15 protein-coding genes are annotated in these 24,335 nt (G+C 66.1%); 9 read left to right on the top strand and 6 right to left on the bottom strand.

Translation table 11 applies throughout. The features are described 5' to 3' along the window. Positions 1 to 3 precede the first annotated feature (3 nt). From AWB70_RS04185 to AWB70_RS04200, 4 genes are all read right to left on the bottom strand, one after another. Positions 4 to 3,123, bottom strand: coding sequence for an MdtB/MuxB family multidrug efflux RND transporter permease subunit (locus AWB70_RS04185; protein WP_053567794.1), 3,120 nt, complete (start codon positions 3,121 to 3,123; stop codon positions 4 to 6). 15 nt (positions 3,124 to 3,138) lie between these two features. Next, the gene (locus tag AWB70_RS04190) at positions 3,139 to 4,500 is read right to left on the bottom strand and encodes an MdtA/MuxA family multidrug efflux RND transporter periplasmic adaptor subunit (protein ID WP_053567795.1); all 1,362 of its coding nucleotides are present in this window, start codon (positions 4,498 to 4,500) and stop codon (positions 3,139 to 3,141) included. A 298-nt stretch (positions 4,501 to 4,798) separates the two neighbouring features. Next, positions 4,799 to 5,614 (bottom strand): IclR family transcriptional regulator, encoded by an 816-nt coding sequence (locus tag AWB70_RS04195; protein WP_053567796.1) that lies wholly within the window; start codon positions 5,612 to 5,614, stop codon positions 4,799 to 4,801. A gap of 499 nt (positions 5,615 to 6,113) precedes the next feature. Then, a complete protein-coding gene (locus AWB70_RS04200) occupies positions 6,114 to 6,326 on the bottom strand; it encodes a hypothetical protein (RefSeq protein WP_053567797.1) in 213 nt (70 codons plus the stop codon). A 381-nt stretch (positions 6,327 to 6,707) separates the two neighbouring features. Here AWB70_RS04200 and AWB70_RS04205 point away from each other — a divergent pair, with 381 nt between their 5' ends. Together AWB70_RS04205 and AWB70_RS04210 are read left to right on the top strand one after the other, a co-directional pair. Further along, positions 6,708 to 7,166: a BCAL1086 family glycoprotein gene (locus tag AWB70_RS04205; protein ID WP_053568104.1), complete on the top strand. Its 459-nt coding sequence runs from the start codon at positions 6,708 to 6,710 to the stop codon at positions 7,164 to 7,166. Positions 7,167 to 7,312: 146 nt separating this feature from the next. Next, positions 7,313 to 9,934: a mechanosensitive ion channel family protein gene (locus AWB70_RS04210; RefSeq protein WP_053567798.1), complete on the top strand. Its 2,622-nt coding sequence runs from the start codon at positions 7,313 to 7,315 to the stop codon at positions 9,932 to 9,934. A gap of 22 nt (positions 9,935 to 9,956) precedes the next feature. Here AWB70_RS04210 and AWB70_RS04215 read toward each other — a convergent pair whose 3' ends face one another. After that, a complete protein-coding gene (locus AWB70_RS04215) occupies positions 9,957 to 10,541 on the bottom strand; it encodes a cysteine dioxygenase family protein (RefSeq protein WP_082378037.1) in 585 nt (194 codons plus the stop codon). Positions 10,542 to 10,668: 127 nt separating this feature from the next. On the opposite strand from AWB70_RS04215, the gene AWB70_RS04220 reads away from it, so the two are divergent. The 3 genes from AWB70_RS04220 to AWB70_RS39680 all read left to right on the top strand — a co-directional run bounded on the left by AWB70_RS04220 (position 10,669) and on the right by AWB70_RS39680 (position 12,172). After that, positions 10,669 to 11,142, top strand: coding sequence for an Lrp/AsnC family transcriptional regulator (locus AWB70_RS04220; RefSeq protein ID WP_014190921.1), 474 nt, complete (start codon positions 10,669 to 10,671; stop codon positions 11,140 to 11,142). A 230-nt stretch (positions 11,143 to 11,372) separates the two neighbouring features. Further along, on the top strand, positions 11,373 to 11,546 hold the full coding sequence (locus tag AWB70_RS38640) for a hypothetical protein (protein ID WP_156902993.1): 174 nt from the start codon (positions 11,373 to 11,375) through the stop codon (positions 11,544 to 11,546). 197 nt (positions 11,547 to 11,743) lie between these two features. Then, positions 11,744 to 12,172 carry a hypothetical protein gene (locus AWB70_RS39680; protein ID WP_374730225.1) on the top strand — a complete coding sequence of 143 codons (429 nt, stop codon included), beginning with the start codon at positions 11,744 to 11,746 and terminating at the stop codon, positions 12,170 to 12,172. 5 nt (positions 12,173 to 12,177) lie between these two features. Here AWB70_RS39680 and AWB70_RS04230 read toward each other — a convergent pair whose 3' ends face one another. Then, the gene (locus tag AWB70_RS04230; RefSeq protein WP_053567799.1) at positions 12,178 to 14,691 is read right to left on the bottom strand and encodes an FUSC family protein; all 2,514 of its coding nucleotides are present in this window, start codon (positions 14,689 to 14,691) and stop codon (positions 12,178 to 12,180) included. A gap of 195 nt (positions 14,692 to 14,886) precedes the next feature. Here AWB70_RS04230 and recC point away from each other — a divergent pair, with 195 nt between their 5' ends. Genes recC through arfB form a run of 4 tightly spaced genes read left to right on the top strand, consistent with a single transcriptional unit; the run spans position 14,887 to position 24,327 of the window. Next, positions 14,887 to 18,261 carry an exodeoxyribonuclease V subunit gamma gene (recC, locus tag AWB70_RS04235; protein ID WP_060854053.1) on the top strand — a complete coding sequence of 1,125 codons (3,375 nt, stop codon included), beginning with the start codon at positions 14,887 to 14,889 and terminating at the stop codon, positions 18,259 to 18,261. Further along, a complete protein-coding gene (gene recB / locus AWB70_RS04240; RefSeq protein ID WP_053567801.1) occupies positions 18,258 to 21,950 on the top strand; it encodes an exodeoxyribonuclease V subunit beta in 3,693 nt (1,230 codons plus the stop codon). Before recC ends, recB begins: the two co-directional genes overlap by 4 nt. Further along, positions 21,947 to 23,920 (top strand): exodeoxyribonuclease V subunit alpha, encoded by a 1,974-nt coding sequence (gene recD, locus AWB70_RS04245; RefSeq protein ID WP_053567802.1) that lies wholly within the window; start codon positions 21,947 to 21,949, stop codon positions 23,918 to 23,920. The genes recB and recD overlap by 4 nt, the downstream gene beginning before the upstream one ends. Then, positions 23,917 to 24,327, top strand: coding sequence for an alternative ribosome rescue aminoacyl-tRNA hydrolase ArfB (gene arfB / locus AWB70_RS04250; protein ID WP_053567803.1), 411 nt, complete (start codon positions 23,917 to 23,919; stop codon positions 24,325 to 24,327). Before recD ends, arfB begins: the two co-directional genes overlap by 4 nt. The last annotated feature ends 8 nt before the right edge of the window (positions 24,328 to 24,335 follow it).

Consider the following 24,335-nt stretch of genomic DNA (forward strand, 5'->3'; position numbering starts at 1 on the left):
GCCTTACCGTCCTTCACCTGCGGCCGCCGCGTCCGGCGCGCGGCCAAAGCGCGCGCGCAGCTTGCGGGCGAGCGAATCGAAGCCGAGATAAATGACGGGTGTGGTGAAGAGCGTGAGCAACTGCGACACGATCAGCCCGCCAACGATCGCGATGCCGAGCGGATGCCGCAGCTCCGAGCCCGCGCCCCAGCCGAGCATCAGCGGCAGCGCGCCGAGCAACGCGGCCATCGTCGTCATGAGAATCGGGCGGAAGCGCAGGAGGCACGCCTGAAAGATCGCCTCGCGCGGCGGCTTGCCTTCATCGCGTTCGGCTTCGAGCGCAAAGTCGATCATCATGATCGCGTTCTTCTTCACGATGCCGATCAGCAGCACGATGCCGATAATGCCGATGATGTCGAGATCGTGCCCGGTGATCATCAGCGAGAGCAGCGCGCCGACGCCCGCGGAAGGCAGCGTCGAGAGAATCGTGATCGGATGGATGAAGCTCTCGTACAGCACGCCGAGCACGATGTACATCGTGACGATGGCCGCGAGAATCAGGAACAGTTCGTTCGACAGCGACGCCTGGAACGCGAGCGCCGCGCCCTGGAAGCGGATCTGGAACGACGCGGGCAAGCCGATGTCCTGCTTCGCCTGCTCGATCGCCTTCACCGCCTCGCCGAGCGACGCGCCTTTCGCGAGGTTGAAGGAAACGGTCGTCGCCGGAAACTGGCCGAGGTGCGTGACGAGCAGCGGCGCGGCGCGCTCGTGGAACTTCGCGATGGACGAAAGCGGCACCTGGCCGTTGCTCGCGGTGGAGGAGGGCAGGTAGATGCCGTTGAGCGTCTCGCTGTAGTGCGCGTCGGACGGTTCGGCTTCCAGGATCACGCGATACTGGTTCGACTGCGTGAAGATCGTCGAGATGATGCGTTGGCCGAACGCGTCGTAGAGTGCGTTGTCGACCGTCGCGGGCGTGATGCCGAAGCGCGCCGCCGTCGCGCGGTCGATCTCGATATACACCGACTGGCCGTTCTGCTGCAGATCCGTCGCGACGTCCGTCAAGATCGACGTGTGCTGCAGGCGGTCGACGAGCTTCGGCACCCATTCCGCGAATTCGGCCGGATTCGGGTCCGTCAGCATGAACTGATATTGCGTGGGGCTCACGGTCGAGTCGATCGTCAGATCCTGCACCGGCTGCATATAGAGCTTGATGCCGGGAATGTCCGCCACTTCGCTCTGGATCGTGCGGATGATCTCGCTCGACGTGTTGTCGCGGTCGTCGCGCGGTTTCAGGTTGATCAGCATGCGCCCGTTGTTGAGCGTGATATTCGTGCCGTCGACGCCGACGAACGAGGTCAGGCTTTCCACGTCCGGGTTCTGCAGAATCTTCTTCGCCAGCGCCTGTTGCTGCTCGGCGACTGCCTGATACGACGCGGCCTGCGGCGCCTGCGTGATGGCCTGGATCACGCCCGTGTCCTGCGTCGGGAAGAAGCCCTTCGGAATGTAGACGTACAGCACGGCCGTGAAAACGAGCGTGAGCACGAAGACGAACAGCGTCGCGTGCTGACGCGCCAGCACCCAGTTCAGCGCGACCGCATAGCGCCCGATCACGTAATCGATGAACTGGTGCGCGCGTGCTTCGAAGCGCTTGCTTTCCTTCGGCGGCGTGTGGCGCAAGAGCTTCGCGCACATCATCGGCACCAGCGTGAGCGAGACGATCGCCGAAATGACGATGGTCACCGCGAGCGTGATCGCAAACTCGTGGAAGAGGCGGCCGACGACATCGCCCATGAAGAGCAGCGGAATCAGCACGGCGATGAGCGACACCGTCAGCGAAATGATGGTGAAGCCGATCTGTTTCGAGCCCTTCAATGCCGCTTCGAGCGGCGGATCGCCTTCCTCGACGTAGCGCGCGATGTTTTCGATCATCACGATGGCGTCGTCGACGACGAAACCCGTCGCGATGGTGAGCGCCATCAGCGAGAGGTTGTCGAGCGAAAAGCCGCACAGATACATGACCGCGAGCGTGCCGACCAGCGAGAGCGGCACGGACAAGCTCGGAATGATGGTCGCGTAGACGTTCGCGAGGAACAGATAGATGACGAGCACGACCAGCACGACCGACAGCGCGAGCTCGAACTGCACGTCGCGCACGGACGCGCGAATCGTGGTGGTGCGGTCGGTGACGACGCGCACGTCGAGCGCCGCGGGCAGCGATTGCTGCAACTGCGGCAGGATTTTCTTGATGCCGTCGACGACCGCGATCACGTTCGCGCCCGGCTGTCGCTGCACGTTCAGGATGATGGCGGGCGTCGAATCGACCCACGCGCCGAGCTTCGTGTTCTCCGGTCCCTCGACGATGCTCGCGACATCGGTCAGCATCACCGGCCGGCCGCTGCGATAGGCGACCACCGCGCTCTGGTAGGCGGCGGCGTCGGTGAGCTGGTCGTTCGCGTTGATCGTATAGGCGCGGGTGGGGCCGTCGAAGTTGCCCTTCGGCGTATTGACGTTGAGGTTGGCAATGGTGGTGCGCAGGTCGTCGATATTCAGGCCATACGACGCGAGCGCGCGCGTGTTCGCCCGGATGCGCACGGCGGGGCGGTTGCCGCCGCTCACCGATACGAGACCCACGCCCGCCACCTGCGAAATCTTCTGCGCGAGACGCGTGTCCGCGAGATCCTGAACCTGGGTCAGCGGCAGTGTTTTCGAACTGACCGCGAGCGTCATGATCGGCGCGTCGGCGGGATTCACCTTCGCGTAGATCGGCGGCGCGGGCAGGTCGGACGGCAGCAGGTTGCCCGCCGCGTTGATCGCCGCCTGCACTTCCTGTTCGGCGATATCGAGTGGCAGGTCGAGCGAGAACTGCAAGGTGATGACCGACGCGCCCGCCGAGCTTTGCGACGACATCTGATTCAGGCTCGCCATCTGCCCGAACTGCTTTTCGAGCGGCGCGGTGACGCTCGACGTCATCACGTCGGGCGATGCGCCCGGATAGAACGTCTGCACCTGAATGGTCGGATAGTCGACGGCGGGCAGCGCGGAGAGCGGCAGAAAACGCAGCGCGACCAGGCCGACCAGCATGATCGCCGCCATCAGGAGCGCCGTGCCGACCGGGCGCAGGATAAAAATGCGGGATGGATTCATGCGTTGGCTAACGTGTTACGGCTGCTGCGATTGCTGGCGGCGATGTCCGCCGTGGCGCGTGCCCGAGGCGGCGGAAGCGGGCGCGGCCGCCGAAGCGCCCGAGGCGCCCGATGCACCCGAGGCCGCCTTCGCCTTTTCGGCCGGAATCGTGATCTTCGCGCCTTCCTTGAGGCGGTCCGAGCCGTCGATCACCACGCGCTCGCCCACTTGCAGGCCCGACTTGATGCTGGTGCGCTCGCCGTCGACCGGGCCGATCTTCACGTTGCGCACCGTCACGGTGTTGTCCGGCTTCACGACGTACACGAACGCGCCCGACGAGCCGTTCAGCACCGCGGAAGTCGGCACGATGGTCGCGCTCTTGATGACGTCGACGAGCAGTTTCGTGTTCACGAACTGATTCGGGAAAAGCATGCTTTCCTTGTTGTCGAACGTGGCGCGCAGCTTGACGGTGCCGGTGGTCGTGTCGATCTGGTTGTCGACCGTTTCGAGGAAGCCCGCTTCGAGCGCCGTGGTGTTGGCGCGGTCGTATGCCGTGACCGACATCTTCGTGCCCGCGCGCAGCGGCTTGAGAATGGCGGCGAGGTTGTCTTCCGAAGTCGTGAAGATCACGCTGATCGGCTGCAACTGTGTAATGACGACGACGCCGTTGGTGTCGCCGGTCGTCACGTAGTTGCCGGGATCGACCTGGCGCAGGCCGACGCGCCCCGACACCGGCGCCGTGATGCGCGCGTAGGTCAGGTCGAGCTTGTAGGTATCGACGTTCGCCTGGTCGGACTTCACCGCTCCTTCGTACTGCTTCACGAGCGAGGCTTGCGTGTCGACCTGCTGTTTGGCGATGGAATCCTGCGACAGCAGCGTCTGGTAGCGCTGCAAGTCGAGACGCGCGGTCTGCAAGAGCGCCTGATCTTTCGCGAGCGCGCCTTCGGCGTTGCGCAACGAGATTTCATACGGACGCGGGTCGATCTGGGCGAGCACGTCGCCTTTCTTGACCATCTGGCCTTCCCTGAAAGCGACATCGACGAGCGTGCCGTTCAGTTGCGTCTTGACCGTGACGTTCGCAAGCGGCGTGACCGTGCCGAGCGAATTGATGACGACCGGCATTTCACCCTGCGTGACGCTCGCCACGTGCACCGGCTGCGGCTGGTTCGCCGCGCTCGGGCCGCCGCGCCGGCCGCCCTGACGCGCTTCGGACTGGCCGCTCGCGCCGCTGCCGCTGCCACTGCCGCGATTCCACGGATGCCACCACGCGAGCGCGCCCGCGACGATCAGGATCGCGACGATGAGCGGCACGATCCGGCGACGCCGCGGCGCGGGCTCGATGGCGGCGTGTGTAGGAGGCGTCGGGCGCTGCCCGGAGGGATTCTTATGGTCGTCCATCGGTTCGGTGGCTGGGTCTTTCAAAACTGTCGTACGGAGCGCGGATGGGCGGCGGTCGCGATTCGGGCGCGCATGAACCGCAACCGAAGCGGAAGCCTTGCATGGTCGGGGCCGCGAAAGCGGGCGCAAGGCCGGAGAGTTGGCTGGACTCGCGGCGCGGCCCCGGTGCGCGCGAAGCATGATGCTACGTCCCGTACCGGGGGCCGTCCACCCGTCATTCTTTCTGTTGATTACGACTGTTACACGCGTGCGGGCGCTGGCTTTCGACGTCGTTGCACAGTTTCACGCGGCGCTCAGTCTAACTGGCGGCGCGCGTGCCGCCGATCTCGCGCGTGATGTTGCCGATGCATTCGAGCAGGGCGGGCGCCACGGCGTCGAACAGGATTTCGCGGGGGCATTGATGCGCGGCGCCGCCGCAGTTGACCGAGTAGCGCTCTTCCGACGGTCCGACGAAGCCGGCCGCGACGGCGTTGAGTCCGTGATGCCATTCGCCGAGCGAAGTCGCGAAGCCCAGGCGCAATGCATCGTCGATGCCGCGCTGCAAGCCGCCCGAGATGGCAGGCCAGTCGTCGCCCGATGCGGTCTGGAGACTGCCGATGAGCGCGCGCCGGTCCGCCTCCGACAGCACCGCAAGATACGCGCGCCCGACCGCCGTGCGGCTCAGGTCCATGCGGCCGCCGACTTCGAGTCGCGAGACGAGCACGGCCGATCGCGGCCGAATGGCATCGATTACAACCATTTCCAAACGATCGCGCACGGCAAGATGGACAGATAGTCCTGTATGCTCGGCGAGCCGGATGAGAAACGGGCGCGCCCGTGCGCGAATATCGAAATTGCGTAAGAATCCGTTGCTCAGTTCGAGCACGGACGCGGTCAGCACGAAGCGTTCGCTGTCCGGCAGACGATGCAGCAGTCCCGCGCCGACGAGCGTCGCGGTAATGCGCGAGATCGTCGGCTTCGGAATGCCGGTCCAGTCGGTCAGCTCGCGGTTGCTCACGGGCGCATCGGCGGCGGCGATCCTGCGCAGCACGTCCAGCCCGCGCGCAAGCGCGGTGACTTCTTCGCCGTCCTTTTCCCGGACACGCTCTCGGCCCATCGACCGATCAATTTGCATAGGCATTTGTTTTGTGAAACATCGTTTTATTTGATAACTGACCGCAATTCTACAAGCAGGAATCAAGAAACTTGCAAACGATGCAAGAGTTCACAATAAGCGGCATGACTGATGAAAGTTTTTTCCGCAATGGCATGAGTTGAGCGATGGATGGGCACTTGCCCGGACTGCGAAATTTTGCTTGACTTGGGCAGCGATCCCGGAAAAAATGGAACCGAATTTCGAAACCCGAAGCGATGTGCGCGAATGCGCTTCCCGTTAAGGTTTGATGACAGGCTCTCAGGTTCTAGCACGGCCCTCGGAATGGCTAGAACTTTTAAGGCGCTACGGAAACGTAGCGCCTTTTTTTTCGCCCGCGCGTTCGCGAAATGCTTCGGCGCGAATATACCTTTAATGCGGGCGAACCGCATCGGCTAAACGGGCGCGGGGAAGGCGGGGGACCTGCGAAGGGGGCCTGCAAGAGAGGCGGCGAAGGCGCGATGCTCGCCGCGCCGAAAGCTCAATACACGCTGCTGAACACACGCGGCGGCTTGCGCAAACGCTTGCCGCGCACAATCCAGTAGACGCTCGCGCACACGAGCAGCAGCGCGACGGCGAAGACGATCAGCGGCGAGATTTGTTGCGGCGGCGGCGGGGTTGTCGCAATGAGCAAGGCAGCGAAGAATGCCGCGCCCGCCTGATAGTACGAGCGATTGGCGAGATTGCGGCGCATGCGGACAGTCGTGAATCGTGAGATCGGGGCGCGGGTAAACGGCTCGAACAACATGCACCCTGCGACAAGGGCGATAGCGACATTCATGAAGAGCATGGTGCTGGACATCGTGGAGGCGGGACGCGGCGAATATATGCCAAGGCGATATCGGCTAAAACCAGAAGTCTCTTAAATGTAGAGGGAACGTTCTATTCACGATTTTTTCGCGGATGCGCTTTCTATGAAACCATTTTGAAAGGCTAATAAAGTGCGCTTGTCGGCGATCAGGTTCCCCTGCGATGCAAGGTTCGGCCATTCGACGTGGCGTATGATGTGGCCGAAATCTTGAGATGCTCACAGCCGTGCGCGCGAATGCGCACGCATCACGCGGAAGGTAACACCATGCAGATGAATCCCATGACCCGAATCGTCATCGCGCTCGCGGCGCTCGGCGTGCTCGCCGCATGCGAGAAGCACGACGCCACCGCGGGGCAGGCCGCGGGCGCCTTCAACAACCTGGCGAGCCAGACCAGCCAGAAGTTCGATCAGGCGGCGAGTTACGTCGGCCAGAAAGTCGATGCGGCCAAGCAGTCGGCGCAGCAGAACATCGGCAATGCCGGCTCGATGCCCGATATTTCCGCGAGCGGCGTGGCTGCGACGGCCCGCTCGAACTTCGACAATGCGGCGAGCGCGACCAATGCCGCGATCAATAACGCCGCGAGCGCGACCGGCGCGGGCCTGCAGTCGGCCGGGCGCAAGTTGCAGGAATGGTCCGCGCAGGGCAGCGCGTCGAACACGTCGGCGGGAGCGGCCAGTCCTTCGGGCGAAGGCAGCGGTGCGCGCACGGAGATGGACAAATAGCGCGAACAAGCGTGTCGCGGGACGAATCGCAGCGCCGTTTCATCTGAAAAATCGGCGCGCGACGCTTAACATTCGGTTACGTCCGCAACGGTCGGGCGTCTAGTCACAGCCGCTAAACTGGCGGTCTTTCAGAAATCGAGACCGTTATGAAGTCACGCAACCTCGCGCGGCCACGCGCGTGGGCGTCAGTCGCGATGTCCTGGATGGCGGCGCTCGCGCGGGTCCGCGCGCGACATATTGGCTGCGCAATTTCGTTGGTCATCTCGTCGATGCTTGCCGCATCGATCGCCCACGCGGGGCCCGCACTCACGCTGCCTACTTTCCAGGAACTGATCACGCCGGCCGCGCCCGCATCCGCGCCAGAGCCTGCGTCGGGAGCGGATGCGCCCGCCATGTCCGATGCCGAGATGCTGCGCTCGCTCGACAACATCATCACGACGCTCGACAGCGACAAGCAGCGCGCGGCGCTCGTCGCGCAACTGAAGCATCTGCGCGACGCCAAGCGCGCGGCCGACACCGCCGCGCCCGCATCGGGCGTTGCGGCCTCCGACGCCGCCGCGAGCGGCACGCCGGCGTCCGCGCCGGCGGCGCCTTCGGTCGTCGCGACGATGGCGCAGAACGCGGGCCTGCTCGGCGCGATCGCGTCGGCGCTCACCAACATCGAGGCCGACGTGAAGCGCGGCAAGACGCCGTTCGCGTATTGGGTCGGGCGCTTCAACGCGGCGGGCAACGAGCTCTTCACGATCGTCACGAGCCAGAGCCGCGAATCGTTTGGCCGCACGCTCTTCAACTTCTTCGCGACGCTCCTGGGCTGGGGCGCGTGCGCGTTCGTGCTCGTCTACATCCAGCGGCGCGTGCAGGCGCGCTACGGCATCGACACGGGCCTGCATTCGAATCCGACCACGGGCGAACTGCTGCGCTTCACGTTGCGTCGCGTGGCGCCGTATCTGTTCGCGTTTCTCGCGGCGCTGACTTTCACGCATTACATGCCGCTGTCGCTCGGCCGCACGCTGGCGATGGTCACCGCTTACGCGATCGTCGCGGGCGCGGTGTTCTCGGCGATCTGTCTCATCATGTTTTCGCTGTTCGGCTCGGCGCACCGGCGCGTGGCGGTGAACGTGCTGATCGTGCGCGCGCGGCGGCTCCTGTTTCTGATCGGCACGCTCGGCGCGCTCGGCGACGCCGCCGCCAATTACGATGTCGCGCAGCAACTCGGCACCAATCTCTCCGCGCTGATATCGACGTGCGCGAACATGGGCGCGGCGGGCCTCACCGCGTATTTCGCGCTGGCCTATCAGCGTCCCGTCGCGCATCTGATCCGCAGCCGCACCTACGAGCAGCGCAACACGCGCAAGGCCGCAACCGAAACCTTCGAAGTGGTCGCCTCGCTGTGGCAATTGCCGCTGTTGCTGCTCGCGTCGGCGTCGGTGGTGGCGACGCTGATGGGCATCGGCACGTCGGAGAACGTCTTGCAGATGGCGATCGCGACCGCAGGGCTGCTCGTCGTCGCGTTCTTTCTGTCGGCGATCGTCGTGCGCATCACGCGGCCGAAGTCACGCAAGCCGCGCCGGCAATCGGCGTACGTGCGCAGGCTGATCAAGTTCGTCGGCACGATGATCGTCGTCGGCGTGTGGCTGGTGTTTCTGGAACTGTCGTCGCGCTTCTGGGGTTTTTCGCTCGCGCACATGGCCGAGCAAAGCGTCGCGGCGCGCGGCATCACGCACGCGGTCGCGATGATCGTGCTGACGTTCTTCGTCGTCTGGCTGATCTGGATTCTCATCGACACGGGCATTCAGGAAGCGCTGCGCCCGGATGCCGCGCGGCGCGGTGGGCGCGGCCCGAGCATGCGCGCGCGCACCATGCTGCCGCTCGTGCGCAACGTCGTGTTCGTGTTCCTGCTGACGGTCGCTGCGATCGTCACGGCCGCCAATCTCGGCCTGAACGTGACGCCGCTGCTCGCGGGCGCGGGCGTGATCGGTCTCGCGGTCGGTTTCGGCGCGCAGTCGCTGGTCGCGGATCTGATCACGGGGCTTTTCATCATCATCGAGGACACGATTTCGGTCGGCGATTCGATCGAGGTCGAGGGCGGCCACGCGGGCATCGTCGAAAGTCTGACGATACGCACGGTGCGTCTGCGCGACGGGCAGGGCGCGATCCACGCGATTCCGTTCTCGCAGATCAAGACGGTGAAAAACCTGTCGCGCGACTTCGCGTACGCGGTGTTTGAAGTGCGCGTGCCGTTTTCCGCCGACATCGACGACGTCACGCAGATGATCCGCGAAGTCGGCGCCGATCTGATGGCCGATTTCCGATACCGCCTCGAAATGCTCGGGCCGGTCGAAGTGTGGGGCCTCGACCGCTTCGATCCGAACTGGATGGTCGTGAAAGGGCAGATCAAGACGCGGCCGCTGCAGCAATGGAGCGTCGCGCGGGCGTTCAATCTGCGCATCAAGCGCAAGATGGACGAAGCGGGCATGGAGATTCCGGTGCCGCAAATGCACGTTCAGATGACGCGCGATGCGATGTCCGGCCTCGACGCCGAAGGGCGCGAACGCGCGCGCCGCATCTGGACCGGCGAGGCGAACGCGCCGGTGGAAGAGGAAGAAGAGGCGTTGACGGCCGGGTCGGGCCCTGCGCGTGGGACGAAGCCCGCGACGGCCGCGGCGCGCGACGTGTCGCACGAACCCCAGGCCGCGCCGCCGCCGACCGATCAGTCCGTGCCGATTCCGCCGCAGATTCCGACGGCGTCCGAGCCGGGGAAGGGCTGAGCGCGCGCCGCTTTACGTCGTCTTATGCCGCGAGCAGATCGTTGACATGCGTGGCGATCTGCGCGCCCGCGACGCCGTAGATATGCAGCGACACGGCGCGCGCGGTGGCATCGGCGGGATTGCCGAGCTGATGAATCGCGCCGCGTCCCGCATCCACGTAAGACACCGCGCCCGGCGCGCGGGCGTGCCGCCGCGTGGCGACCGCGCAATGTTCGAGCGGGTCCCAGCGATAAAGCGTCTCCTCCAGCGTGCCTTCGATCACCGCATAGCCGCACCACGTCCGGTGGCCATGCACCGGGCTCGCTTGCCCCGGCTCCCAGACGAGCGCGGCGATCGCATAGCGATTCAGTGGATCGGCGGCGAGCAGATGACGGCAATAGGCTTGCGCATTGCTTGTGCGCTGATCCGGGCGCAGCAGGTCCGGCCCGGCGATGGCGCGTTGCAGCGCGAGGCGCACGCGTTGCCCGAACGACGCGCCCGGGGCCGTTTCGGCGGCCTCGAACGCGGCGTCGATTTCGCGGCACAGCTGTTCCAGCGCCGCGCTCGGATTGCCGCCGGAAGCGGGGAAGAAGGGCCGCGCCGGGCGGCTGACATGTTCGGATCGCATAGTGAGAGGGCCGTCTTGCTGTCGTTATCGGGTCAAACTATTTATACCGGCTTGCCTCCAGAAATAGTTTCCATATAATTCCGCTCGGATAGCCAGAAATAGAATAATTTCCTCCAAGGGGTGCAGCATGGGAATGGACCTCATCGACCGCAAACTGCTCGAATTACTGCAGAACGACGTGACGATGCCCATCGCGGAGCTCGCGCAACGCGTGAATCTGTCGCAGACGCCGTGCTGGAAGCGCGTTCAGCGACTCAAGGAGACGGGCGTGATTCGCGCGCAGGTGGCGCTTTGCGATCCGAAGAAGCTGGGCGTGGGCACGACGGTGTTCGTCGCGGTGCGCACGAATCAGCACACGCAGACATGGGCGGAAGATTTCACGCGCGCCGTGCGCGACATTCCGGAAGTGGTCGAGGTGTACCGGATGAGCGGCGAGACCGATTATCTTCTGCGCGTCGTGGTGTCCGATATCGACGACTACGATCGCGTGTACAAGCAGCTCATCCGCGCGGTGCCGCTTTACGACGTGAGTTCGAGCTTCGCAATGGAGCAGATCAAGTATTCGACGGCATTGCCGGTGCGGCCGACGCTTGCGCCTTGAGCTTCGGATGCTCACAGGCGCTGCAGGAGAATCGCGCCTGTTCACTGCTTTTTCGCAGATAAAGTTAGGAATTACAAGCAATACGCGGAGATTGAGCGTGTGTATGATGAGACTCGCTGGGCATTAGATTCGATGAGATTCGGTATCCTTATCGAATCAAAAAGCCCAAGGGGGCGTGCCCCGTCTCGTCATCACGGCCTGCGGGCCTTTAATCCAGAGGAACAAACACAATGATTGAAATCAGCCGTCATGCATTGGCTCAATCCGGTGTCGCGGGCGGAGCCGCGAAGCAATCCGGCAAGTCCTGCCCGATCGAGCCGAGTACGCCGACTCAGTCGGGGATGACGTCCACGCTCGTGGTTGTCGACGGCAAGGTCGTCGTCGACCGCACGGTCGTGTTCTGACCAACCGCCGCGTGATGAAGCGAGAATGGCGGAATCGCAAGATCCGCCATTCTCGCTTTCTCATTGCGCCGCGGATGGCGTTCGGCGGCGCTACCTCGCCCGGCCATTCGAATAAAAAAGCCGCCCGGGGAGGGCGGCGCAACGCGTCCGGTCACTAGGTATCCCGGCCTTGCCCCTTGCAGCCGAGCCGGGATCGGATGCGCATGGAATCGTGTGTAGTATTGCCGTTCAGGGAGACGGCGTTCAAGCGCGCCGGTGCAGCAGAGAATTTCAGGCCGGGCGCGCGCATAGCGAAACGCTTTACACCGTCGAGCACGGGAGCGCGCCAGTGCGGCGCAACCCGACTGAAATCCAGCGAGGGTAGGATGGCGGTTCTTTCCACGAACCGCGCCTTTCCCACGCTTCCCTCCATGAACAACGCCCCACGCGATCCCCGTCACGACAAGCCGAAGAAAAACCCGACCCGCGCCGTGAGCGTGTTCATCGTCGTGGTCGTTTTGATCGTGATCGGCACGGTCCTCTTTAACGCGATCCGCGAAAAACGCGAGTTCGATCGGGATAACGCGCAGCCGTCCGCTGCGAGCGACGTGCGTCCGGCCGTGCCCGCGATCGGCGCGTCCCAATAGCGGCGTCAGGCCGGCAAACGAATCTGCGCCGCGTCTTTTCCGATGAGCGACGCGGCCGTCAACATCTGCTTGCACTGATGCGCGAGCAGCTTCAGATCATGCAGCGCGTCGGCGGGCAGCGACTGCGCGCGCTCGGCCTCGACCACCATCTTGTCGAGATCGCGCCGCAGCGCCTTCAAGGCTTCGGCTTGCGCAAGCGGCGTATCGGGCTGCGGCGCGGCGGGAAGATTGTCCTCGGCGCCCGCGAGATTGTCGCGCACGACGCCGAACGTGCGCTGCACCGGATCGAACGGCTGGCCGCCCGCTTCATTGAGCGATTGCAGCAGCGGCGCGGCGGCGGTGATCTGCGAGGCGAGCACATGGCTCTGCACGAGCAGGTCGTTCAGTTCGGCGACGTACCGCTGCTGCGCCTTCGGCTCCAGCATCATGCGCTGAAATGCCTGCGCCAGATTGGCGAACGCAATGTGCACGTTCTTGCGCGCAAGCCGGTAGCGGAAGTCGCGGTCGAGCGCGGTGGCGGCGACCGTCGCCGCGGCGGACGCGCCCTTGCTCGCCGTGGCCGCCGTGCTTTCCCCGATGCTCACCGACGACAGGCGTTGCGCCGTCGCGCTCGCGGCTTTCATGGCCGAATCCGCGACGATCGCCGGGTCGGGCGGCGGCTCTTTGACGGCGTCACCGGCCGTTGCTGCCGCTGACACGGCGGCGAGCGCATTCGCATCGGCAAAGACCGCACGATCGGCCGGAGAAGCCGCGCGCGCCTTTTCTGCCTGCGCCGCCTGCGTCTGAGCCGTCTGCGCCGCAGGCTTCGCCCGCCACCACCAGCTGGCTTCGAGATAGTTGCGCGTGGCGGCGAGCAGGTCCTTCACGAGCTTGCCCATCAGCCGATATTCCCAATACGGGAAAAGATGACTCGCCGCAATGGCGATCGCACAGCCGACGACCGTGTCGATCGCGCGCTCGCCGATGAGCCGCAAGCTGCCCGGCGCGAGCAGATGGAACATCAAGAGCACATACGACGACGTGAACACCACGCTCGCCGCGTAGTTGAAGAGCAGCAGGCTGTAGCTCATCACCATCGACGCGAACATCACGATGAGCAGGATATGCGGCTCCTTCACGAAGAGAATCAGCGCGATGGTCACCGCGCAGCCGATCGCCGTGCCGATGATCCGCTGCGTATTGCGCTGCTTCGTGAGCGAGTAGCCGGGCTTCAGAATGATGACGGTGGTCATCACGATCCAGTACGCGTTGGTGAGCGGCAAAAGACGCCCGACCCAGTAACCGATGCCCACCGCGATGGTCACGCGCAACGCATGCCGGAAGCTCGGCGAGGCCATCGTGAGATTGGAGAATATCTGCATGAACGGCACGCGCCGGCTCGAAATGAAGCGCGACAACGCGTGGTCGATCCGCACTTCGGTTTCGGTCTGGCTCGCGTCGTCGCGTGTGCGGCGGCGCATCTTGTCGATGAGGCGCGTGGCGCTCCACAAGCGCCTGAACACGGCGGTGGCCGCCGTGTACGCTTCGGGATTCTTCTCCGGCAGGCCATGCTTGCGCATGAGTTCCAGTTCGTATTCGATCGCGCGCAGTTCGGCTTTCACGCTGATCTGCTTGCCGGCCGGATCGTTTTGCAGCACCGCAAGCCCGATTTCCTCGAGGTCGGCGGCGGCCTTGCGCATCAGGTCACGATAGAAAACGAGCACGTCGGAACCCGCGAAGGTCTTTCTGACGAGCGGATAATCCGTATGCGCGCCGACGAAAAACTCGTGCAAATCGACCACATTGATGAACAGGTTGAAGAGCCGGGCGCGCCGCGGGTCGAGCTTGCCGCTCTTCACTTTCGGCAGATTGCGCAGCACGATGTCGCGCGCCGCTTCCTGCCGCTCCACGGCCGCGATCTGCTTTTCGATGAGCGCGCGGTAACATTCGTCGAGATCGGCTTCGCCATCGTAAAACTCGGCGCGCGCGAGCAGATACTCCGCACAGCTGAACATGCTTTCGGCCAGCGCCTGCTGCTCGATGCGATACACGAGCAGATGACTCACGAGCGTCGCCCAGTACGTGTACCAGAGGCCGCCCAGGAGAATCCACGACGCGTTGACGAGCGCCTGCATCGGCGTGAAATGCTCCTCGAGCGTGACGACCATCATGAAGAGCGTGGCGAAACTGATCTGCGGCCAGCGGTTGCCGTACACGACGATGAGCGACAGCACGAACGTGAGCGGCACGATGGTCAGCCAGAGCGTGAGCGCATGCGCCGAAGCAATACCCGTTGCAAGCGCCGCAACGAAGCCGATGATCGAGCACGCCAGCATCTCGTTGTGCTTGTGCCGCAGTGGGCCGGGCATGTCGACGACACACGCGCCGAGCGCGCCGGTCGCGATCGTGAAACCAAGCTCGCGATTGTGAAAAACGATGAGCATCAGAACGGCGGGTAGCGACACGCCCACGGCGATGCGCAAGCCGCCGAAGAAATACTGGCTGTAAATAAACTTCCTGATTTCGAACGAATAGCGCATCGACTTCCTGTTTTTTGACGCTCGTTGATGTTTCGGGGGACGAGGCGAGAACGAGTCTAACTCAACTCCCATGGGCTTCGGACCTCGGCCATTCGGCCAGGTTCTCGGCGCCGCGCGTGCTTTGCTATGCTGGCGCCTGAACTGACAAAGCTTTTCAAATCGCGCCATTTTCTGGCGTGTAGCAAACCGCCTTCCATGCTCGAACTCTTCTATTCGAACCGTCACGAGACGCTCGCCGCCGCGCTCTTCGAAGACCTCGACGCCTTCGCGATGCGCGAGGGCGATCCCTTCGCGCGCGAGGCCGTGATCGTGCCGAGCGCTGCCCTGCGGCGGCGACTCGAACTCGACATGGCCGAGCGCTTCGGCATCTGCGCGAACGTCGAATTTTGCTATCTGGCGCAATGGCTGTGGGCGCAGATCGGGCGCGTGCTGCCAGTTCCAACGCATTCGCCGTTCGCGCCGGACCGGCTCGCGTGGCGCTGCTACCGGCTCTTCGAAGACCCGTCGTTTGGCGATTCGGCGCGGCTCTCGACCTACCTCCACGCCGCCGACGATTCGATGCGCTATGAGCTCGCGCGCCGCATCGCAACGGTCTTCGACCACTATCTGACCTATCGGCCGGAGTGGCTGGGACAATGGCAGGCGGGCGGGTCGATTCTGGCGGGCGGTTCCGGCTCGGGCGCCGAAGCCGACACGCGCGGTCCGCGCCTCGCGGGCGCGAACGAGATCCAGCGCGAGGACGAACGCTGGCAGGCCGCGCTCTGGCGCGCGCTGCTCGCGGATCTCGCGGTCGATCCGAACGGCCACGAAAAAGACCCGACGCCGCCCGCGTACCGCTTTCTCGCCGATGCGCCCCATCTCGATCTCGATGCCGCGATGCGCGCGCAATGGCCGCGCCGCATCAGCGTGTTCGCGCTGCCGACCATGCCGCCGCTGCATATCGCGCTCTTGCGCGAGCTGTCACGCTGGATCGACGTGCGCGTCTATGCGAGCAATCCGTGCCGCGAGTTCTGGTTCGATATCGTAAGCGAGGCGCGCGTCGAGCAACTCGAATTGAAAGGCGAGGCGGATTATCAGGAAGTCGGTCATCCGCTGCTCGCGGAATGGGGCCGGCAGACGCAGGCGCAGCTTCACATGCTGCACGAACTGACCGAGCGCGCGGCGTCCAGCGAACGGCAGCATTTCGAAGGCAATCCCGCCCCGACCTGGCTCGCGCGCGTGCAGAACGGCATTCTCGCGCTCGATGAGGAGAACGCCGGGCCGCAGCCCGAGGCGATCACCGCGAACGGCATCGAAGTGCATGTGTGCCACAGCCTGTCGCGTCAGCTCGAAGTGCTGCACGACCGGCTGCTCGACTGGTTCGACGATATCGAAGGGCTGGAGCCGTCGGACGTGCTCGTCGCGTTTCCGGATCTCGCCGTGGCGGGGCCGCTCATCGACGGCATTTTCGGCACCGCGCCCGCGGGGGCGAGCAACGAGCGGCGGCGCATTCCGTATCGCATCACGGGCCTGCCGCCGTCGCAGGCGAATCCGGTGGCGCGCGCGCTCATCGACTGGCTCGCGCTCACCGAGCGCAGCGTCGGCGCGCCGGAGCTCGTCGAATGGCTGCGTGTGGACGCCATCGCGGCGCGCTATGGCATCGACGCCGGCGCGCTCGAAACGGCGCAGGCGTGGCTCGCGGCGGCGGGCGCGCGGCGCGCCCGCCACACGTTCGCCGATGCGCTCACGCGTCTCTATCTCGGCTATGCGTTGCCGGAGGGCGGCGCGCCGGTCGCGGAGTGGCTGCCGATCGAAGGCGCGAACGGCTCGGACGCCGAGTTGCTCGGCCGCCTCACGCGCTTCGTCGACGACATCGACGCCTTCGCCGAGCGCATCGCGAGCCCGCGCACCGCGCGCGCCTGGGGCGATCTGCTGCTCGATGCGCTCGAACGCTTTTTCGATGCGGGCGTGGCCTTCACCGATGCGCTGTCCGACGTGCGCGGCGCGATCGATGCGCTCGTCGTCGCCATGGACGAGGGCGCGGGCGCAACGGAAGTGTCGGCGGCGGTGATCCGCACCGCGCTTACCGATACGCTCGACGATCCCGCACGCGGCGGCGTGCCGTGGGGCGGCGTCACGTTTTCGTCGCTGACGAGCCTGCGCGGCCTGCCGTATCGCGTGGTCTGCCTGCTCGGCATGGACGACGGCATGCTGCCGAGCCTCACGCGCGCCGACGAGTTCGACCTGATGGCGCGCTTTTCCCGGCTCGGCGACCGGCAGCGCCGCGACGACGAGCGCAATCTGTTCCTCGATCTCATGCTGGCCGCGCGCGACCGGTTCATGATCGCCTACACGGGCCGCAGCATTCGCGACAACGCCGTGCTGCCGCCCGCCGCGCTCATCGACGAACTGCTCGACTATCTGGCGAAGTCGGTCGCGGGCAAGCACGCGGCGCCCGAGGCGCTGGAATCGGCGCGCGCGAGCTTCGTGTTCGAGCATCCGCTGCAGCCTTACGCGCCCGACTATTTCAACGAGGAAGGCCGGCTCTTCACCTACGAGCCCGAGCGCGCCGAACTCGCGCGCGCGCTGGAGTCCGGCAAAACGCAGCCGGTCGCGCCGTTTTTCTCCGCGCCCCTGCCGCGCGAAGACGACGTGCAGACGGTCGCTTTCGACGACTTCGTGCGCTTCTGGCGGCATCCCGCGCGCGCGCTGCTGCGCGACAGGCTCGGCATTGCGCTCTTCGATGCCGAAGCCGAGCTCGACGACACCGAGCCGTTCGAACTGGGCTTCTCAGGCCGCGATGCGCTTGCCGCGCGCGTGCTGCCCGCATTGCTCGAAGCCGCCGATGACAACGATCGCGCCGCCCGCGAACGCGCGCGCCGTGTCGCGCGTGCGAGCCCCGAAATGCCCGGTGGCGCGACGGGCGGCGTGTGGCAGGCGCGCGAGCTGCACGCGCTCGGACATCTGGCGGAGCGCGTGCGGGCCTCGACGGCGGCGGGCATCGAACGTCTGCCGTTCTCGCTCGACCTCACGCCGCGCTGGCCCCATCCACACGATCAGGATGACGTCGCGCTCTTCGGCGCGCACGACGATGCACTCGTCGATCTCCGTCCGATGACGCTCGTCGGCACGCTCAACGCGCTGACGCCGCAAGGTCAGGTGATCTATCGCTACGACGCGCCGCGCGCGCGCGACTATCTTTCGGCGTGGCTCGCGCATCTCGCGTATTGCGCGGCGCTGCCCGACGGCCCGCGCCGCACGGTGTGGCATGGCCGCGGCTCGCAGGCGGCGGACTTCGAGCTCGCGCCCGTCGCCGATCCGCTCGCGCATCTCGCCGCGCTCGCCGCGCTGTATCGCGCGGGACGGCGCATGCCGCTCCGGTTCTTTCCGAAAAGCGCGTGGCTCAAGGTGAAAGAGGGCGATGCGAAAGCGCAGGGCGCGTGGGAGTCCGAGCGCACGCGCGCCGAGTCCGACGATCCCGTTTTGCGCATCGCGTTTCGCGGCGCGAATCTCGCACTGGACGACGCCTTCGCAGCCATCGCGCGCATCGTGTTCGAACCGCTCGTGCAACATCTGCGGAGCGGCGCATGACTATTCTGGATAACAACGAAGTGCGCGAACTCGACGTCTTCTCATGCGCGCTCGACGGCGTGAACCAGATCGAGGCGTCCGCCGGCACGGGCAAGACGTGGAACATCTGCGCGCTCTACGTGCGCCTGCTGCTCGAAAAGCGGCTGTCCGTCGAGCAGATTCTCGTCGTGACATTCACGAAGGCCGCGACCGCCGAGTTGCACGAGCGCATCCGCTCGCGGCTCGCGGGCGTCGCGCATGCAATCGAAAACGGCGACGCCGGCGGCGATCCGTTCATCGAGCAGCTTTTCGATACGACGCTCGCGGACCTCGACGCCGATGAAGCCGCGAAGCGCCTGCGCATCGCGGTATCCACGTTCGATCAGGCCGCGATCCACACGATTCACGCGTTCTGCCAGCGCGCGCTGCAGGAAGCGCCGTTCGCCGCGGCGATGCCCTTCGCCTTCGAGATGGAAGCCGACGACAGCGCGCTGCGCTTCGAACTGGCGGCGGACTTCTGGCGCGAGCGCGTCGAGCCGGTCGCGGCGCGCACGCCGTCGTTCGCGTCGTGGCTCGTTGCGAAAGGCGCTGGACCCGCATCGCTCGATGCGCAACTCGCGCGGCGGCTGAAGAAGCCGCTTGCGGCGCTGCGCTTCGGCGACACCGGCGCGGCGGAAGCCGCCGACATGCAGGCCCTTTTCGACGAGGCTTGCGCGTTGTGGAACGCCGAGCGCGACAGCATCGTGAAGCTGCTCGCCGACGCGCAGGGCGCGCTCAAGGGCAACAGCTACAGCGCGAAGATCGTGGGCGAGGCCATCGATGCGTGGACCGCCTATTTCGCCGAAGGCGACTGCCACGCGCCGCCGCCCGAACGCGCGCTCAAGCTCACGGCCACCGCGCTCGCCAAAGGCACGAAGGCGAAGAACACGCCGCCCGAGCACGCCTTCTTCGACCAGGCCGAGGCGCTCGCCGCGTCCGCCGCCGCCGCCGAGGCGTCGCAGCGCGCGATGTGGCTCGACATCGTGCGCGAATGGCTCGCTCACGCGCCCGCCGAACTCGCCGCGCGAAAGCGCGCGCGCCGCGTCGTGTCGTTCGACGATCTGCTGTCGAACCTGCATCACGCGCTCGTCAAGCATGCGTGGCTCGCCGAGGCGTTGCGCGCGCGTTATCCGGCTGCGCTCATCGACGAATTCCAGGACACGGACCCGCTGCAATACGCGATCTTTAGCCGCGTGTTCGCGCCGCACGGGCCGCTTTTTCTGGTCGGCGATCCGAAGCAGGCGATCTACAGTTTCCGCGCCGCCGACCTACACACGTATCTCGCCGCGCGCGACGGCGCGAGCGCGCGCTATACGCTCGCGGTCAACCAACGTTCGACGCCGCCGATCATCGAGGCGTGCAACCGCGTGTTCGAAGCGAATGCGAAGGCGTTCATCCTCGATGGGCTGGACTATCAGCCGGTGCGCGCGGGCACGAGGAAGCGCGGACCGTTCGTCGATGAGACGCCCGCCGCGGCGTATGCCGACATCGCCGATTTTTGCGTGTGGATGCTGCCGCATGGTGAATCGGCGCTTGCAAAAACCCATGCGCAGCGCGATGCCGCCGAAGCCTGCGCCGCCGAGATCGCGCGGCTTCTGCGCGGGGCGGCGCGCGGCGAAGTGAGAATCGGCGACAAGGCGCTGTCGGCGGGCGATATCGCCGTGCTCGTGCAGACGCATCGGCAGGGCAGTCTGGTGAAGCGCGTGCTCGCGTCGTGGGGCATCGGCAGTGTCGAACTCGCGCAGGCCTCGGTGTTCGGCTCGCCCGACGCCGAGCAGATCGAGCGCGTGCTTGCCGCCATCGATACGCCCGGCGACCTGCGCCGCCTGCGCGCGGCGCTCGCGACCGACTGGTTCGGGCTCGACGCCGCCGCGCTCTGGCGTCTCGAACACGCCGACGCCGCCGATCCGCATGGCGAGCCGATCGATTCGACGAGCTGGGTCGAGCGCTTTTCGCGCTATCGCACGATCTGGCACGAGCGCGGCTTCGCCGTGATGTGGCGCACGCTCGCGCGCGAACTGTCGATCGCGACGCGTCTCGTCGCGCGGCCCGACGGCGAGCGCCGGCTCACCAATGTCAATCATCTCGCGGAGCTGTTGCAGGCGAGATCGGCCGAGCAGCCGGGCATCGCGCCGACGCTGCGCTGGCTCGCCGCGCAACGCGAGCGGCAAGGCGGCGGCGAGGAAGCGCAACTGCGTCTCGAATCGGACCGCAATCTCGTGCAGATCGTGACCGTGCACAAGTCGAAAGGGCTGGAGTATGCGGTCGTGTTCTGTCCGTTCCTGAACGACGGCAGCGCGCGCGAGCCGTCCGCCTCGGGCCTGCCGGATGCGCGCGAATATCACGACGATGCGGGTGTCGCCGTGCTGCATTACGGCATCGAAGGCGACGAGGACGATCACGTGAGCGGAACGATCGCGCGCGAGCAGGCCGCCGAGCGGGCGCGCCTCGTCTATGTCGCGCTGACGCGGGCGGTGTTCCGCTGTTATGTCGTCGCGGGTTTTTATCTCTCGAACCGCTCGACGAAGGAGTCGCGCCGCAGCGTGCTCAACTGGCTCGTCGCGGGCAACGGTCGCGAGTTCGACGCGTTCAGCAAGGCGCCGCCCGAGGACGCGGAGATCGCCGCGGCGTGGCACGCGCTCGCGGCGAAATGCGATGGCGCGATCGGCGTCGCACCGCTGCCGGTCATCGAGATGCGCGAGCCGCTCGTCGCCGATATGTCGAACCAGCACGAGATCGCCGCGCGTACGAACCGGCGCATCTTGCGCGACTCATGGCGCATGGCGAGCTTCAGTTCGCTGATCGCCGCGGGCGCGCGCGACGAAGCGAATCAGGCGCAGCCGGCCGAAGCGCGGCCCGACCACGACGCACTCGCCGCGCTCAAGGACGATGCGCGCGCGCAAGCGTCGGCGAAGAAGGAAGCGCCGCTCGCCGAAGACGACATCCTCGCGTTTCCGCGCGGTGCGGCGGCGGGCGAATGCCTGCATCGCATGTACGAGCTTGCCGATTTCACGGAGCCGTCGAAGTGGCCGGAAGCCGTCGAGCGCGCGCTGCACGAGCATCCGACGCCCGCGCCGGAAGCGCTGGCACCGCAGCTTCGTCCGATGATGCTGCGCCTGCTCGCCGATACCGTCGCCGCCGAAATCGCGCCGGGCATGCGGCTGCACGACATCGCCATGACGCGCCGCATGAACGAGCTGGAGTTTCTGTTTCCGGCCGAGGCGCTCGATTTCACCGCGTTGCGGCGCGTGCTCGCGGCGCACGGCTTTCCCGACGTCGCGCTGGAGTCCGGCGCGCTGCGCGGGTTCATCAAGGGATTCATCGACATGATCGTCGAGCACGAGGGGCGTTACTGGATCATCGACTGGAAGTCGAATCATCTCGGCGACGCCGCCTCCGACTACGCCGCCGCGCCGCTCGGCGTCGCGATGGCGGAACATGCGTATCACCTTCAGGCGCTCGTGTACGTGGTCGCGCTGCATCGCTACTTGCGCGCGCGCTTGCCCGGCTACGCGTACGACACGCATATCGGCGGCTATCTGTATCTGTTCGTGCGCGGCGTGCGTCCCGACTGGCGCGACGGCGATGCGGCGAGCGGCGTGCATCGCGGGCGGCCGTCGCTGGAACTGGTCGAAGCGCTCGACCGGCTGATGGCGGGAGGCGCGGCATGAGTACGCCCGCTGTCACGCCCCCTGTCACGCCCGATCTCGTCGAACGCGCGGGCGCGGACGAAAGCGCCGCGCTTGCGGAAGGCTTCGCGCGGCGCATGAAGGCGCTCGCGATTCGGCTCGACGCCGACGAACGCGGCGTGCTGTGGGCCGAGCGCGCTGCGCTGGCGTTGAGCCGCGCCACTGCGCAGGGTCACGTCTGCCTGCCGCTCGCCACGCTCGCGCGCCGTCATGACGAGCGCTTTCACGAGGCGCGCGACGCGTTGCTCGCGAGCGGCGTCGCGTGCCTCGTGCGCGACGATGCGCGTGCGGACGCGGCGGATCTGCTGCCGCTCGTCATCGACGAGGATGGGCGGCTCTATCTCGCGCGTTACTTCGATTACGAGCGACGGCTCGCAGAGGCGCTCGTCGAACGCTCGCGCGGCGCGGGTGCGCAGATGCTGCCGCGGGCTATCGAAGCGCAGGCTGCGCGCATCGCGCGCTATTTCGGCCCGCGCGCCGGCGACGATATCGACTGGCAGCGCGTTGCCGCATTCGTCGCGCTGGCGGGGCGGCTGACGATCGTGAGCGGCGGCCCGGGCACCGGCAAGACCACAACCGTCGTGGGCGTGCTCGCGTGCCTGCTCGACGACGATCCGCAACTGCGCATCGCGCTCGCCGCGCCGACCGGCAAGGCCGCGCAGCGCATGCAGGAAGCGCTGATCGAGCGCGCCGACAAGCTGCCGCCCGAACTCGCCGCGCGGCTGCCGCGCACCTCGTTCACCCTGCAACGGCTGCTCGGCGTGCAGGCGGACGGGCGCTTCCGGCATCATCGCGACAATCCGCTGCCGTACGACGTGATCGTCGTCGACGAAGCCTCGATGATCGACGTCGCGCTCGCGGCGCATCTGCTCGAAGCCGTCGCGCCGTCGAGCCGGCTCGTGATGCTCGGCGACAAGGATCAGCTTTCGGCGGTCGAGGCGGGCGCGGTGTTCGCGGAACTGAGCGCTGAGCCGTCGTTCAGCGGCGCGGGCGTCGCACGGATCGCGTCGGCGCTGGCGCTCGACGTAAAAAAGCTTCAGCCCGTGGTGCCGCACGCCGAGCCACCGTCGGGCGATCCGCAGCTCGGACTCTTCGACGCGCCGCCGGAAGCGCCCGGCCCGGCATCCGCGCTGACCGATTGCGTCGTCTGGTTGCAGAAAAACTATCGCTTCGGGCTCGATTCGGACATCGGGCGTTTGTCGATCGCGATCCGCGACGGCGACGAAAAGGCCGCGCTTCATGCGCTCGACGCTTCCGGCGAACGCGCCGCCGCGCTTTTCGACGATGGCGACACGGCGCTCTCCGAGCGCACGCTCGCGCGCCTCGCGAAGGGCTTCGCGCCATATGCGCAAGCGCTGTTGGCCGTGCTCGAAGACGAAGACGCCGATCACGCGCAACTCTTCGACGCGCTCAACCGCTATCGCGTGCTGTGCGCGACCCGCAAGGGACCGCGTGGCGTGGACGAAGTGAACGCGCGCATCGCCGCGAAAGTGCGCGAGCAGGCGGGCATTGCGCTTGCGCTCGGTGCGCAGTGGTTCGCCGGACGGCCGGTGATCGTCACGCGCAACGACTATGCGCTCGGGCTTTTCAATGGCGATATCGGCATTGCGCTGCCGGGCGCGGACGGGCTCTTGCGCGTGGCGTTCCGCATGGCCGATGGCGCGCTGCGCTACGTGTCGCCCGCCGCGCTGCCGCCGCACGATACCGCGTTCGCGCTGACCGTCCACAAGTCGCAGGGCTCGGAGTTCGAGCATGCGTCGCTCGTGTTGCCCGGCGTGTTCGTGCGCGTGTTGTCGCGCGAGCTGGTGTATACGGCGATCACGCGCGCGAAGCGCAGAATCGACGTGATCGGCTCGGCGGCGATCTTTGCGCAGGCGGTGAGAGAACCGACGCAACGCGATTCCGGGCTGGCCGCGCGCATGCAGCGCTTATCGAGGGAAATCGAACGATGACAACCGACAGCCTCGCCGTGCCGCCCAACGAAATCGAGCTGACGGCCGTGCGCGCGCAAGGCGCGGGCGGTCAGAACGTCAACAAGGTGTCGAGTGCGATCCATCTGCGCTTCGATATTCGCGCGTCGTCGTTGCCGGAGCACATCAAGGCGCGCCTGCTCGCGCTCTCCGACAGCCGCGTGACGCGCGAGGGCGTGATCGTCATCAAGGCGCAGGAGCATCGCACGCAGGACATGAACCGGGCGGCGGCCCTGGCGCGGCTCGACGAACTGATTCGCAGCGTTTCGGTGACGCGGCGCAAGCGCATCGCGACCAAGCCGACGCGCGCATCGCAAACGCGGCGCGTGGAAGGCAAGGTGAAGCGCGGCGCGATCAAGGCGGGACGCGGGCCGGTGCGCGGCGAGTAAATCGAAAA

This window comes from Caballeronia cordobensis, from assembly GCF_001544575.2.
GTDB lineage: Bacteria > Pseudomonadota > Gammaproteobacteria > Burkholderiales > Burkholderiaceae > Caballeronia > Caballeronia cordobensis.